General features: G+C 73.7%; 13 protein-coding genes. 8 read left to right on the top strand and 5 right to left on the bottom strand.

From position 1 onward, the window contains the following. Nucleotides 1–10 precede the first annotated feature (10 nt). Nucleotides 11–1078 carry an adenosine deaminase gene (locus tag ACRYRX_RS00650; protein ID WP_432509969.1) on the top strand — a complete coding sequence of 356 codons (1068 nt, stop codon included), beginning with the start codon at nt 11–13 and terminating at the stop codon, nt 1076–1078. Here the strand turns inward: ACRYRX_RS00650 and ACRYRX_RS00645 are convergent. Then, nucleotides 1066–2025 carry a helix-turn-helix transcriptional regulator gene (locus ACRYRX_RS00645; RefSeq protein ID WP_432509842.1) on the bottom strand — a complete coding sequence of 320 codons (960 nt, stop codon included), beginning with the start codon at nt 2023–2025 and terminating at the stop codon, nt 1066–1068. The two genes, ACRYRX_RS00650 and ACRYRX_RS00645, sit on opposite strands and share 13 nt — an antisense overlap. Before the next feature lie 63 nt (nt 2026–2088). Between ACRYRX_RS00645 and ACRYRX_RS00640 the strand changes: the two genes are divergently transcribed. Continuing rightward, complete coding sequence (locus ACRYRX_RS00640; protein ID WP_432509841.1) at nt 2089–2670, top strand: TIGR03086 family metal-binding protein; 582 nt, start codon at nt 2089–2091, stop codon at nt 2668–2670. Between the two features lie 82 nt (nt 2671–2752). On the opposite strand, the gene rsgA is transcribed toward ACRYRX_RS00640, so the two are convergent. The 3 genes from rsgA to ACRYRX_RS00625 form a co-directional block, all read right to left on the bottom strand. Further along, complete coding sequence (gene rsgA / locus ACRYRX_RS00635) at nt 2753–3829, bottom strand: ribosome small subunit-dependent GTPase A (RefSeq protein WP_432509840.1); 1077 nt, start codon at nt 3827–3829, stop codon at nt 2753–2755. A gap of 82 nt (nt 3830–3911) precedes the next feature. Further along, a complete protein-coding gene (locus tag ACRYRX_RS00630; RefSeq protein ID WP_432509839.1) occupies nt 3912–4532 on the bottom strand; it encodes a hypothetical protein in 621 nt (206 codons plus the stop codon). 19 nt (nt 4533–4551) lie between these two features. Further along, a complete protein-coding gene (locus ACRYRX_RS00625; protein WP_432509838.1) occupies nt 4552–5958 on the bottom strand; it encodes an aldehyde dehydrogenase family protein in 1407 nt (468 codons plus the stop codon). Nucleotides 5959–6039: 81 nt separating this feature from the next. Between ACRYRX_RS00625 and ACRYRX_RS00620 the strand changes: the two genes are divergently transcribed. From ACRYRX_RS00620 to ACRYRX_RS00595, 6 genes are all read left to right on the top strand, one after another. Further along, complete coding sequence (locus ACRYRX_RS00620; protein WP_432509837.1) at nt 6040–7599, top strand: PHP domain-containing protein; 1560 nt, start codon at nt 6040–6042, stop codon at nt 7597–7599. A 298-nt stretch (nt 7600–7897) separates the two neighbouring features. Beyond that, nucleotides 7898–8425 (top strand): SET domain-containing protein, encoded by a 528-nt coding sequence (locus ACRYRX_RS00615; protein WP_432509836.1) that lies wholly within the window; start codon nt 7898–7900, stop codon nt 8423–8425. A 188-nt stretch (nt 8426–8613) separates the two neighbouring features. Beyond that, a complete protein-coding gene (locus tag ACRYRX_RS00610) occupies nt 8614–9120 on the top strand; it encodes a GNAT family N-acetyltransferase (RefSeq protein WP_432509835.1) in 507 nt (168 codons plus the stop codon). A gap of 557 nt (nt 9121–9677) precedes the next feature. After that, nucleotides 9678–10175 carry a hypothetical protein gene (locus tag ACRYRX_RS00605; RefSeq protein WP_432509834.1) on the top strand — a complete coding sequence of 166 codons (498 nt, stop codon included), beginning with the start codon at nt 9678–9680 and terminating at the stop codon, nt 10173–10175. A 271-nt stretch (nt 10176–10446) separates the two neighbouring features. Then, nucleotides 10447–11145, top strand: a complete 699-nt coding sequence (locus ACRYRX_RS00600) for an RAD23 family protein (RefSeq protein WP_432509833.1) — start codon at nt 10447–10449, stop codon at nt 11143–11145. Nucleotides 11146–11288: 143 nt separating this feature from the next. Further along, the gene (locus ACRYRX_RS00595) at nt 11289–11945 is read left to right on the top strand and encodes a helix-turn-helix domain-containing protein (protein ID WP_432509832.1); all 657 of its coding nucleotides are present in this window, start codon (nt 11289–11291) and stop codon (nt 11943–11945) included. A 16-nt stretch (nt 11946–11961) separates the two neighbouring features. Here ACRYRX_RS00595 and ACRYRX_RS00590 read toward each other — a convergent pair whose 3' ends face one another. Next, nucleotides 11962–13203 carry a DUF418 domain-containing protein gene (locus ACRYRX_RS00590; RefSeq protein ID WP_432509831.1) on the bottom strand — a complete coding sequence of 414 codons (1242 nt, stop codon included), beginning with the start codon at nt 13201–13203 and terminating at the stop codon, nt 11962–11964. Nucleotides 13204–13223 lie beyond the last annotated feature (20 nt).

Below are 13223 nucleotides of genomic sequence, written 5' to 3'. Positions count from 1 at the left end.
GATCGACCGGATGCGCGCCCTGCCCAAGGTGTCGCTGCACGACCACCTCGACGGCGGGCTGCGTCCGTCGACGATCGTCGAGATCGCGCAGGCCAACGGCCACCGGCTGCCGACGACGGACCCCGAGGAGCTGCGCGCCTGGTTCCGCGACGCGGCCGACTCCGGCACCCTCGTCCGCTACCTGGAGACGTTCGACCACACCATCGCGGTCATGCAGGACCGCGAGTCCCTGGCCCGGGTCGCCACCGAGGCCGTCCTGGACCTCGCCGCCGACGGCGTCGTCTACGGCGAGCTGCGCTACGCCCCCGAGCAGCACCTGCAGCAGGGCCTGACCCTCGACGAGGTCGTCGTCGCGGTCGAGGAGGGCATGCGCCGCGGGGAGCAGCTCGCCGCCGAGGCGGGCACCCCGATCACGGTCGGCACCCTCGTCACCGCCATGCGGCACGCCGACCGCGGCCTGGAGATCGCCGAGCTCGCGCTGCGGCACCGCGACGCCGGCGTCGTGGGGTTCGACATCGCCGGGGCCGAGATCGGGTTCCCGCCCTCGAACCACCTCGCCGCGTTCGACCGGCTGCACGCGGAGAACTTCCCGGTCACCATCCACGCGGGGGAGGCGTTCGGGCTGCCGAGCATCGCCGACGCCCTGCACACCTGCGGCGCCGAGCGCATCGGCCACGGCGTCCGCATCGTCGAGGACGTCGAGCTCGGGGAGGGCCGCGACGAGCTCGGCCTGCCGAACGCCCGCCTCGGCCGCCTCGCGACGTGGGTCCGCGACCGCGGGATCGTGCTGGAGCTGTGCCCGTCGAGCAACGTGCAGACGGGCGCGGCGACCAGCGTCGCCGAGCACCCGGTCACGGTCCTGAAGGACCTCGGGTTCTCGGTGACCGTGAACACCGACAACCGGCTGATGTCGGGGACGTCGCTGTCGCGGGAGTTCGCGCTGCTCGTCGACGAGGCCGGCTGGGACGTGGCCGACGTCGAACGGGCCACGATCACGGCGCTGTCGGCGTCGTTCCTGCCGTTCCCGCAGCGCCTGGCGCTGGCCGCGAACGTGATCCGCCCGGCCTACGCGTCCTGACCGTACGTCCTGAGCACGTCGCGGGCCGTCCTGACGAGGTCCGCGACGAGCTCGGGCGGGTCGAGCACGACGACGAGCGTCCCGAGGCCGAGCAGCACCGCCCGGGCCGCGGGCAGCGCGCGGAACACCGCGCCGACCTCCAGGAACGCCCCCCGGTCGAGGACGACCGGTTCGGCGACCAGCTGCGCGTCGGCGATGCGCAGCAGCATCCCGGCGTCGTCGCGGGCCACCCGCAGCCGCACGGCCACCCCGGGCGCCGGGAGCCGCTCCACCTGCTCGCGCAGCCGCGCCCACACCGCGGGCAGGTCCGGCAGGTCGGCGGGGACGGGCTCGGCCAGCACCTCCACACCGGTGACGCGGTCGACGCGGAACAGCCGTTCGCCGGCGTCGGTGCGGGCCACCAGGTACCAGGTGCCGCCCTTGGCGACGAGGCCGATCGGGGCCAGGACGCGGGTCGAGGCCCGGGTGGCGCCCGCGGAGCGGTAGGTCACCCGCACCGCGCGCGCGGAGAACACCGCCTCCTGGAGCGCGGCGAGGTGCGGCGGGGTCGACTCCCGCGAGCGCCAGCCGGCGGGTTCGACGAGGACCCGCTCGGCGGCGCGCTGGAACGGGGCGCGCCGGTCGGCGGGGGTGGCGGCCAGGAGCTTGCGCACCGCGGACTCCCAGGCGGGGCGTTGCGGGTCGTCGACGCCGGCGGAGCCGGAGAACAGCGCCCGGGCCTCGGCGGTGGTGAACCCGGTGACGTCGGTGCGCCAGTCGGGCACCAGTGAGATCCCGCCGCCGCGGCCGCGTTCGGTCCAGACCGGGACCCCGGCGGTGGACAGGGCCTCGACGTCGCGCAGGACGGTGCGGGGGGAGACCTCCAGCCGGGCGGCGAGGTCGGGGGCGGTCAGCCGGCCGTGGGTCTGGAGGAGGAACAGCAGGGACAGCAGGCGGTCGGCGCGCACGGTCCCGAGGATCGCACGAGAACATGACAGGAGGTGTCGTGTTCAGGTGGCACGGTGGTTCCCATGACCGATCCTCGTGACCTCATGCACCGCGCCGCCGACCTCGCCGGCGTCCTCGTCGCCGCCGTCCCCGCCGGGGCCGGTGACCGCCCCACGCCCTGCACCGAGTGGTCCGTCGACGACCTGCGCGGCCACCTGGTGGCCGTGACCGCCCGCGTCGCCCACATCGCCCGCGGTGGTTTCCCCTTCGACCTGCCCACCCTGGTCGAGGCCGAACCCGCGGAGGGTTTCGCCGCGGCGTACTCCGCCGGGATCGCCGGGGTCCGGCAGGCCTGGGCCGACGACGAACTCCTGGCCCGCACCGTCCACCACCCCGCCGGGGACCTGCCGGGCGCGGCGGCGGCGATGATCTACGCCCAGGAGTTCGCGACCCACGCCGTGGACCTCGCCGTCGCCGTCGGGCGCACGGACCTGCTCGACGAGGAGTTCCTCGCGCAGGTCCTGGAGATCTCGGTGCGTTTCGTGCCCGCCGAGCGGGACGGTTTCCCGTTCGCCCCGCCGGTGCCCGTCGCCGACGACGCCCCCGTGCACGTCCGGTTGTCCGCCTGGCTCGGGCGCGCGCTGCCCGCCCCGGTCCCGAACTGACCCTCCCGCCGCGATCGAGGACTACCGCGCCGCGGCGGTGTTTCCTCGATCGCGGGGGAGTTTCCTCGATCGCGGGGTGGGGTCAGGAGCGGGCGCGGTGCGCCTTGGCGATCTTCTTCCACTCGCGGCGGCGGTCGGCGGCCAGCCGGGCGTCGGAGCGGGAGGCGAACCACGCCTGCTCACGCCCCAGCCGCCGGTAGTTGTCCAGCCGGCGCTGGTCCAGGACCCCGGCGCCGATCGCGGCGAGCACGGCGCAGCCGGGTTCGGAGACGTGCGAGCAGTCGGAGAACCGGCAGTCGACGGCGACGTCCTCGACGTCGGCGAACGTCCGGTCGAGGGCGTCGCCGAGTTCGGTGACGCCCAGGGTCCGCAGGCCGGGGGTGTCCACCAGGACCAGCCCGCCGGGGACCGGGACGAGTTCGCGGGTCACCGTGGTGTGCCGGCCCTTGCCGTCCACGGAGCGGACCGCGCCGACCTCGAACCGGTCCTCGCCGAGCAGCAGGTTCGCGAGCGTCGACTTCCCGGCCCCGGACACCCCGAGCAGGACCACGGTGCCGCGCAGGTGGTTCCGCAGTTCCCCGACCGAGGCCGGGTCGTCGTGCCGGACCGCGACGACCTCGACCCCCAGGGCGTCCCCGCGGACCCGGTCGAGGACCTCGGCGAGTTCGGCGTCGTCGAGCAGGTCGCTCTTGGTGAGCGCCACGACGGGCTGGGCGCCGGAGTTCCAGGCCAGGGCCAGGAAGCGTTCCACCTTGCCGTTCGTGGTCCGCGCGTCGGCGCCGAGGGCGATGACGACCGTGTCGACGTTCGCGGCGAGCTGGTGCTCGGCGGAACGGCCGGTCACCGAGGCGCGGGCCAGGACCGTGCGGCGGGGCAGGACCCCGACGACGCGGGCGCCGTGCGGGTCGTCGAGCAGGAGCCCGACCCAGTCGCCGGTGGTGGGGGCGGGGACGAGGTGACCGGCGGGGGTCTCGACCCGCTGCGGCCCGAGCGGCGTCTCGACGTCGCACGCCCCGCGGTGCACCCGCACCACCCGCGCGGGCAGCAGGTGCCGGCCCGCGTGCGGGGACGCCTCGTGGAACGCCCGCCAGCGACTGGCCCAGTCGTCGTCCCAGCCGAGCCGGGCCAGCGGGTCGGCGGGGTTCACGTCGGTCAACACGCCACGAGGCTAGGTTTCGCCCGAACCCGGCGGCGAGGGGTTTTCCGGCGGCGCCGGTCCAGGGTGGTGACGGCGCGGAGGGTCAGGCGGGCAGGACCGCCCCGGTGAACAGCGCGCCGACCAGGTGCAGGTCGTCCAGACCGGCCAGTTCGGCCGGCGGCAGCGGCGCCAGGACGCGGGTCCCGGCCTCGGCGCAGGCCAGCCGCAGGTCGGCGTCGTACTCCTGCGGCGCGGCCCGCGCGTCCAGCAGCGCGACGGTCGTGGCGAGCTTGCGCACGGTGTCGGGGTCGCGGGCGACGACGGTGACCGCCGCGGCCGGGAACTCCGCGGCCACGACGTCGACGAGCGAGCCGACGGCGGCGGACTCGTGGGCCACGACGCAGCGCGCCCCGGCCGCCAGGGCCGAGCACAGCGCCCGGGCCGCGCCGCCGAACTCCTCCGGCGGCAGGATCGCGACCGGCGGCGGGCGCCGGCCCCCGGCGGCGACGGGCAGCAGCAGGTCGAGCTTGTCGGCCCACCCGGCCCAGCGCACGATCGTGTCGACGCAGCCGTCGACCTGCGCGACGGCCTCGGAGATGCGGCAGCGGTGCGCGCGGCGGACCTGCTCGACGAACGCGCCCCGGCCGGCCTCGACCTCCGAGGCGGCGGCCAGCAGGGCCCGGCCACGGCGCGCGGCGCTGTGCGCGGGTGACCTGCTCCCCACCGGCCGACCCGCCGGGGAGTCACCCACGGCACGCCCGGACCAGGTCCAGGGCGTCGCGGCGCGGGTCCGGCGGCGCGGGCACCTCGGTGCCGAGCTCGCCGCCCCAGACGGTGACCGACCCGGCCCCGGCCAGGTGCGGCAGCGCGTCGGCCGCCGAGCGGATCGAGCGCACCCCCACGACCGGTCCCGGCGGCGGCCAGGCGCTGTGCCGGCCGACCGTCGCCAGCCCCGGGGGCGCCCACCAGCCGCCGGCGGGCAGTCCGGCGGGCAGGCCCGCGGTCGCGTCGAGCACCTCGCGCGCGGCGCGGGCCAGGTGCGGGGTGGGGACGGGCCCCACGGCGGTGGCCCGGTCCAGGGGGTGACCGGTCCGCAGCCGCGCCACGACCGGGGCGGTGCGGGCGACGAGCGCGTCCACGACCGTCCGCTCGGCCAGGACGCGGGACCCGCCCGGGCGTTCGTGGGCGCCGCCGATCGCGGCCTGCACCAGGGCCGTGGCGACCTCCTCCAGGTCGGCCCCGGTCAGCACCACGTCGACGTGCGGGGCGTCGACCCGGTGCAGCAGCGGCGTCCCCCGGCGGGCCAGGGCGACCCCGACCCCGCGCAGGTCCTCGGCGGACCCGTCGGCGCGGACCGCGACGAGGTCGGGGTGGGACCACAGGGCCGCGTCGGCCGCGGCGTCGGCCCCGGGCGCCGAGCGCACCAGGCCCGGCGGGAGCCCGGCCTCCTCGAACAGGCGGACGAACTGCCGGGCGGTCGCGGCGGCGGCCGGGCGGGCCCGCAGGACGACCCCGCAGCCGGTGGCCAGGGCGGCGACGACGGCGCTGAGCGCGTCCGCGGCGCTGGTCCGCCAGGTGGTGAGCAGCACGACGACCCCGCCGCCGGGCCGGTGCGCGGCCCCGACGGCCTCCAGCTTGTCGGCCCAGCCGGCGGCGGAGAAGGCGGCGGCGTGGGCGGCGGGGGCGTCGAGGGTGAAACCGGCGGCCAGGGGGCGGCCGGTGGTGAGGGCGGCGGTGACGGCGAGCGCGCGGACGTGGCCGGCCAGCACGTCGGAGACGGCGAAGCAGAACCGCGCCCGGTCCTCGGCGGACAGCCAGGCCCAGTCGGTGCGGCTGGTGGCGGCGACGGCGGAGGCGATGTCGCGGGCCAGGTCGGGGGAGGTGTCCTCGACGCGCAGCAGGCGCTCGCCGGTGGTGGGGGCCAGGACGTCGAGCAGTTCGCCGGTCCCGGTGGCGCGCCCGTCGCCGGGGCCGTCGGCCAGGACGAGGCCGGGGACCTCGTCGGGCAGCGCCGCGGGCAGCGACGCGGCGGGGGGCGGGGTGGCGGCGAGGGACTCGTCGGCGGCCGGCAGGTCCCGGGTGGTCACGCGCAGCGGGGACTCCCGCGGGGCGGACAGACCCGCGACAGCGTCCGGTAGCGGAGTGCTCACGAAGAGTGAGTCTACTGAGGTTCCTGTGTCCTGAGAGGGCCGTTCGGGGGAGAGGTCGAGCGCCCTGGCAAGGTGGTCGCCGTGCCCGTCCACACCCACGCCACCGGCGAGACGCACTCGCACGACCCCCAGCCCCTCCCGCCGGACCCGGTCAGCTCCCCGGGGGACGGGCGGGACTTCGCCTGGTACGCCGGGGACCACCACATCCACACCACCTTCTCCCGCGACGCCATGTACAGCGTCGACGACCAGGTGCGCCGCGGGCGCGAGTGCGGCCTCGACTGGATGGTCATCACCGACCACGGCGGACCCGACCACGCCAAGCAGTCCGTCGCCCTGCAGACCCCGCTCATCGCCGAAGCCCGCCGCCGCCACGACGTCCTCGTCTTCCAGGGCATGGAGTGGAACATCCCCGGCGCCGAGCACGCCACCTTCATCGCCCCCGAGCACGCCGGCACCCCCGACCTGCTCCAGCGCTTCGAGCGGATGTTCGACGGCGACGTCCTCGCCGCCCGGCAGAACCCCACCGGCCCCCGGCTCATCGACCACTCCGTCGAGGGCGGCCCCGTCGCCGAGCAGCTCGGCCTCGACGCCCTGGCCTGGCTCACCGAGGAACTGCGCACCGGGACCGTCGGCGAGGCGCTCATCCTGTCCAACCACCCCATGCGCACCGGCCGGGTGTCCCCGTCGAAGGTCCGCGGCTGGCGCGACGCCGCCCCCGGCCTGTTCATCGGCTGGGAGGGCGCCCCCGGCCACCAGGCCGCCGCGCTGCCGGCCCCCCTGGGCCGCGGCCGCGGCCGCGGCCAGTACGACGAGTCCCCCGGGAAGTGGTCCTTCCCGGGCTACGACCTCGACCAGTACCGCACCTGGGGCGGGTTCGACGCCGCCACCGCGCGCATGGGCGGGCTGTGGGACTCCCTGCTCGCCGAGGGCCTTCCGTGGTGGATCACCGCGAACTCCGACAACCACTTCGACATCGGCGACACCGTGCGCGTGGGGAACCCCTCCGCGGAGCACTACCGCCGGCACGGCTCGCGCGGCGAACCCGTCGAGACCGGCGTCGTCCAGCACGGCTACGTCGACTTCGCCCCCGGGTTCTACTCCCGCACCTGCGTCGGCTCACCCGTCCGCGACTACCGCTCGATCATGGCCGCCCTGCGCGCCGGGCGGGTCTTCGTCGTCCACGGCGGGCTCGTGGCCGCCGTCGAGGGCCGCGTCCGCACCGGGCCCGGGCCCGGCGTCACGTTCGGCGCCCGCACCACCGTCGAGCGCGGCGGGGACGTCGAGGTCGAACTGGTCGTCGACCCCGCCACCGCGCCCAACGGCAGCGGCGAGGTCCCCCGCTCGGCGCGCTGGGACGTCATCGTCGGAACCGTCACCGGGCGGGTCACCGACCGCGACCTGTTCGAGGCCCCCGGCACCCGCGTCGTGGAGAGCTTCGAGATGCCCCGCACGGGCGGGCGGCAGGTGTTCCGCACGGTGCTGCGGAACGTCGCCGACCCCCTCTACGTCCGGTTCCGCGGCAGCGACGGCAAGCACGCCGACGCCGACGGGCACCCGCGGGTGGACCGCATCGGCGACTCCGACCCCTGGGACGACCTGTGGTGCTACACGAACCCGGTGTTCGTCGACGTGCGCTGACGTGCGCCGAGGGCGGGGGCGGTCCCGACCGCCGGGTCCGCCTCCCGGGGTCCACGTGGTGCCGGGCGTACGAGGTGCTGCACCCGTGAGGCGACACGCCGGTGGTCGGCGCTCGAGCGCCGGCGTGTCGACTGCCGGGTGCGACATTCGCGTATGCGGCGGCTGACCTCGCGGTCATCCCGCACTCAGCGCGCGATCCTGATCGGCCGGGAGCATTCGCTCATGTCGATGACCACGCGGTCTCAGCCACGCGGACAAAGGGGTTGCCTGGTGCGATGACGGCGATCACGGTGCCTCTGTGGAGACGACGTCGCTACCCGACCCTGACTGCTGGCTCAGCCCCCTGGCGCGAGTCGACCGGTCACCCATCGAAGGCGAGGGACTGTTCGCCGCCGCCCCCATCGCGCAGGGCACGGTGATCAGCCGCTTCGGCGGGCGGCTTGTCACCGATGACGAGCTGCGTCGGCTCCTCACCAGAGCAGCCGGCACAGGCAACTACGTGGATACGCTCTCCATTCGCCGAGACCTCAACCTCGTCTTGCCGCCGAACGTCCCCAACCACGCCGGCAACCACAGCTGCAACCCCAACTTGTGGTGGGTCGACCCCTACGCCGTCGCTGCTCGGCGCAACATCGAACCCGGCGAGGAACTGACCCTCGACTACGCGACGATCACCGACGACCCCAGCTTCGAGATGCCGTGCTCGTGCCGCTCCGCAGCCTGCCGCGGCCAGGTCACCGGCCGGGACTGGCAGCTGCCCCAGCTGCAGGCGGAGTACGGACAGCACTGGGTGCCCGTCCTGCGAGAGCACATCGTCGGCTCGTGACCCATCAGCCGTCCTGCCTAGCCTTGAGTCAGGAGTGACCATGTGGAGTCAGAGGGGCGACTTACCGGTATCCCGCGTATCCCGCGTATCCCGCGTTGTGCGCGCTGGTGCTCACGACTTCACGGTCGTCTCAAAGGGCGAGAGACCGCGCAGCAGTGAATCCAACCGCCGGCTCCTAGGGTGAGCGCATGACGCCGGGGGTCACCGTCCGCCGCGCACGACCCAGCGACGCGCCGCAGATGGCGCGGGTGCACGCCACCTCCTGGCAGCAGACCTACCGCGGCCTGATACCCGACTCCGTCCTGGACGACCCCGACCTCCTCCCGGCCCGCGAACGCTTCTGGACCGGCGCCCTCACCCAGGAACGCTGGAGCAGCAACCGCACCGCGGTCGCCGAAGTAGACGGCACCATCGTCGGCATCGCCATGTCCGGCCCCGCACAGGAGCCCGACGCCACCGAGCAGTCCCAGCTTCACCTCATCTACGTCGACGCAGCCCACCACGGCGGCGGAGCAGGATCAGCACTGCTCAACGCCGTCCTCGACCCCGACGAGTCGGCTGCCCTGTGGGTCGCAGACCCCAACCCTCGTGCCCAGGCCTTCTACAGCAAGCACCGCTTCGCCCCCGACGGACGCAGCAAGACCGAGGACGGCGTGCGCGAGGTCCGATGGGCCCGCCCCACTGCTACGTCCTAGCGACCGCAGTCCTGCTCCGCCCTCGACATCACGGTCATCCCGCAGACATTGCGCGGTCCCGTCGAACTCAGTGAGCCCTTGTCAGTAGAGGCAAGGCGCTTCTCGTGGGAGACGGCCGCCGCTAGTGCAGCGGCGCTGCTGGTTGGCGCTGCTCGTGCCTCGCCGCCAGGGCGGCGCTTCGCGCCAGCGTCCTGTTAGCTCCTGCCCCTCCGACGCTCGATCCTGACCGGCCGCACGGCGGGGGCAAGTCGAGCGAGCGAAGCTCGATCCCGCCGGTCCAGACCATTTTGAGCTGGGCCGCTGCCGGCCTCGCTCCTCGGCCAGCTGACTACGCGGCCCGCTTTAAGATCGTCCTTCCTGCGGGGCGTCCCTCGAATCGCGGACAAGCTCGCGCCTTACGGGTACCTCCCGTCGCGTTCAGGCCGGCCCTGATTTCACCTCGCCGTGAGGGGCGGTGAGCGGTCGGCGGCGCCAGCCGCGCAGATCCCCACCGTCCGGTTCCGGCTCACCAGCTCGCACCGACCGGTGCCAGCACCGAGCCACAGACGGGATCAAACATGCCCCAGCAGTACCGGACCGACACCACGGTCCCGGCGATCAACAACACCAACGCCAGCGGCACCGCCCACATCGTCGCCTTCCGCGAGCACGGCGTCGGCTACAGCGAATGGAACACCGCGGTGGAGGAACTGACACGCGACCCAGAGGAGCCCTTCGGCTTCCGCGCCGAGGTCGGCATCACCGCGCAGATCACCAAGCAGATCACCGACCCGATCACCGCGCTGAACCTCATCAATCGCTACCGCTTCTTCCTCGGCGACGCGCAGGCCACCGAGTCCGGCGAAGACGACGAGTTGGAGCCGGTGGCCTACGTCGACGACCAGCCGTGCATGCACGTGCGGGCGACGATGCGGGATCTGTCCGGCACCATGGCCCGGCACGTGAGCGCGATCCAGGCGCTGCTTGCGGGCCACCGGCGGAGTTCGCCTTCACCGCCTCTTCCCCAGGGCCTGCTGTACCTGCCGCAGGAGGGCCTGCACCTGGGCATCACCTAACTGGACGCGCAGCGATCACCTAACTGGACGCGCAGCGGCCCGGCGTGAGCGTGACGGTTTGCCCGATGCCCTGGCTCATGCGTCGGAGCGTGGAGTCGCCTCAACGTGAGTACCAACGGATCAGTCACAAAGACAGGATTGATCGTGACCCCGGGTGGGTGCGGCTGTGCCGGGAGAGTGGTTGCAGCGCTTGCGTCAGTCAAAGGTTGTGGGTGAGGACTGCAGCGGCTTCTAAGCTCGGCCATCCTGCTGAACGTTGATTGGTGAGGACATGCGGCGCCACAAGGCGGAGAAGTTCGCGCGTACTGGAGCGCTCGCGCTCATGGCGAGCTTGAGCTTGAGCGGTTGCGCTGGACCGGTTGCCTCAACCGATACGCCCGCCGCAGTACCACCGTCAGCACAACCCACAGTCACACCCTCCCCGGCGCTGTCGCCGACTCAAACCTCAGCGACAACCTCGCCAACGGCGGATACTCCACGGCACGAAGACCGCACGTCTCTTGCTGCATCCTCCGAGGTAGGCACCGACCGACTCGCGGCTGAGTCCACCTCAGGACTGGACGAATCGAGTGGAGGCGCAGTCGGCGAGAGGCCCAGCGAGGCGCTGAGCCTGCCGCCGATGCTCGAAATGGGCTGTGCTCTACCGCGGGTTGTCTACGACGACGGGATTCTTGGCCCTTACTACCTGTTTGAGCCACACGCTCGCATCAGGTACGCGGGACTCAGCGCGACAGTGACCATGAGTGTCGATGGATTCGATGGGCATCGAATCGAGACGTCGCGAGACTACGATGACGACACCACGTTCCAGGATGTCGACCTGTCCCACGAGTTCTACAACACGCGGACCGATGAGGAACGGTTCTATGGCGAGGGCAAGGTGAAGGAGCACGTCTTGCGCGCCGTCATCACCGATGAGGCGGGTCGCACCTTCGAGTCCAGTTGCTCCTTCAATCTTAGCTACCCCTGACTCCGCAGCTCATTTCGACGCAGGGCCGAGGCTCCTGGCTCGGGGTTTATTGAGACTTTGTCGCTAGCGATCGACGGTTGCTGGCAAAGGCTCGGTGTGTTCCCATCGGAGCGCATTCATCTACGATCCGCCACATTGGTGCTGTGCCCGTCATCGAGTCCGTCGAGGTGCTGCTGAAGGACGCGCGTCGGCGTGCGGGCCTGACGCAGACCCAAGTGGGCCAGCGCGCCGGAGTGACCCAGAGCGTCATCAGCGACTACGAATCCGGACACCGCCAGCCCTCGCTGCCCACCCTGCTGCACCTGCTGCGCGCCAGCGGTCACCTGCTGGACGCCTCCTTGATCGCCATCGACTCCCCACCCGCCGCCCCGCTGACCGGACCCCTGGGACAGCGCCGGCGCCGACGCGAGGTCGAGGCGATCGCCGCCGCCCACGGCGTGCACCACGGCCGCGTCTTCGGCAGCACCGCCCGCGGCACCGAACGCCCCGGCTCCGATGTCAACCTGTTCGTGGAGCTGCCCGCCGGGACCGGCTTGTTCGCCCTGGGACGCCTGCGCCGGGAACTGGAAGGCCTCCTCGGCGCCCCCGTCGACATGGTCCCCCGAGGACGGGCTGAATCCCGAGGTGCGCGCGCACGTGGAAGCCCGCCTGGTGCCCCTGTCCGAACCTCGTCGGAGGCCCAGCAGTTCCCCGGCCCCGCGCGGGTCGCCGGCACCGGGTGGTACGGCGTCCAGCGCCGGAACGGGTGCGTCGCTGCCCCACGGCATGCTCGGACCCCGGTGTCCGTGCAGGTGCGCTGAGACGTGCGCTGAGACGTCAGCGCACGTCCACCACCGCCGGGCGGCGGTAGGCCAGCCGGCGCAGCAGCGTCTCGGCCGGCCCCCGCCGCCCGGCCTGCTCCAGCGCCACCGCCAGCGCCACCGTCGCCGCCCACGTCGCCACCGCGACCAGCGCGATCGACCAGCTCGACAGGTGCTCACCCAGGCCCAGCCCCCAGGCGCTCATCAGCGGCGCGAACACCACCGACTGCGCCACGTAGCAGGTCATCGACCGGCGCCCGGTCGCCCGCAGCGCCCGCACCACCGGCCCGCGCGCCGGGCCCCAGCGCACGGCCAGCACTCCGAAGAGCGCGGCGTACCCCAGGCCGCAGGCCAGCCCGCTCAGGGACTGCACCGGCAGGAGACCGAAGTCGGCGGACCGGTCGATCCCCAGCACCCCGAGGTTCTGCAGGGCCAGCACCAGCCCCACCCCCCAGCCCACCGCGATGCCGGCCACCGCGGTCCGGCGCAGCAGCGGCAGGTGCTCGGCCGGGCGTTCCAGCACCTCGTGCCGGGCGGCGAGGAACGCCACCAGCACCGCGACCGGCGTCACCAGCAGCAGCAGCCCCTGCACCGGGGCCACCACCAGCCAGAACCCGAACCGGGCCGCCGCGGCCGGCAGGTAGGACTCGATCGCGGCCGGTTCGGGGATCGTGAACGCGTCGTCGCCGGCCGCCTCGGGACCGGCCAGCGCGGTGAGGACCGCGAGCGCCCCCACCAGCAGCGCGAACAGCAGCAGCAGACCCGTCAGGACCCCGATCCACACCTTGATCGTCCGGTCGCGGCGGTCGATGAACAACGCCGTCAGGACCAGCCCGGCGAGGCCGTAGGCGCCGATGACGTCGCCGAACCACAGCAGCAGCGCGTGCACGGCGCCGAACGCCACCATCCACCAGTGGCGACGGCGCAGCAGCCGCCGCGCCTGGTCGTGCGGGACGCCCGCGGCGTGCTGACGGCGGTACAGCTGCACGATCCCGTAGCCGAACAGGAACGCGAACATCGGGTACGTCCGGCCGTCGACGAGGACGATCGCCACGGTCTGCGCGACCCGGTCGGCCGTCCCGGCCTCGACGGGGTGCGCCCCGAACGTCCCCGAGGACGCGGCCCACAGGTAGAACGGGGCGTTCGCCACCGCGATGAGCAGCAGCATCGCCCCGCGCGCCACGTCCGGTGCCGGGCTGCGCCGGTCCAGCGGGGTGGAGGTCGCGAGCGGGGTGGTGGGACGGTCGGTGGTGTCCACCTCCCGATCCTCCTGCGGAC

It is taken from the genome of Kineococcus lubricus (assembly GCF_050871965.1).
Lineage (GTDB): Bacteria > Actinomycetota > Actinomycetes > Actinomycetales > Kineococcaceae > Kineococcus.
Note: the sequence above shows the minus strand (reverse complement) of the source record. Positions and strands in the feature narration are given on the sequence as shown.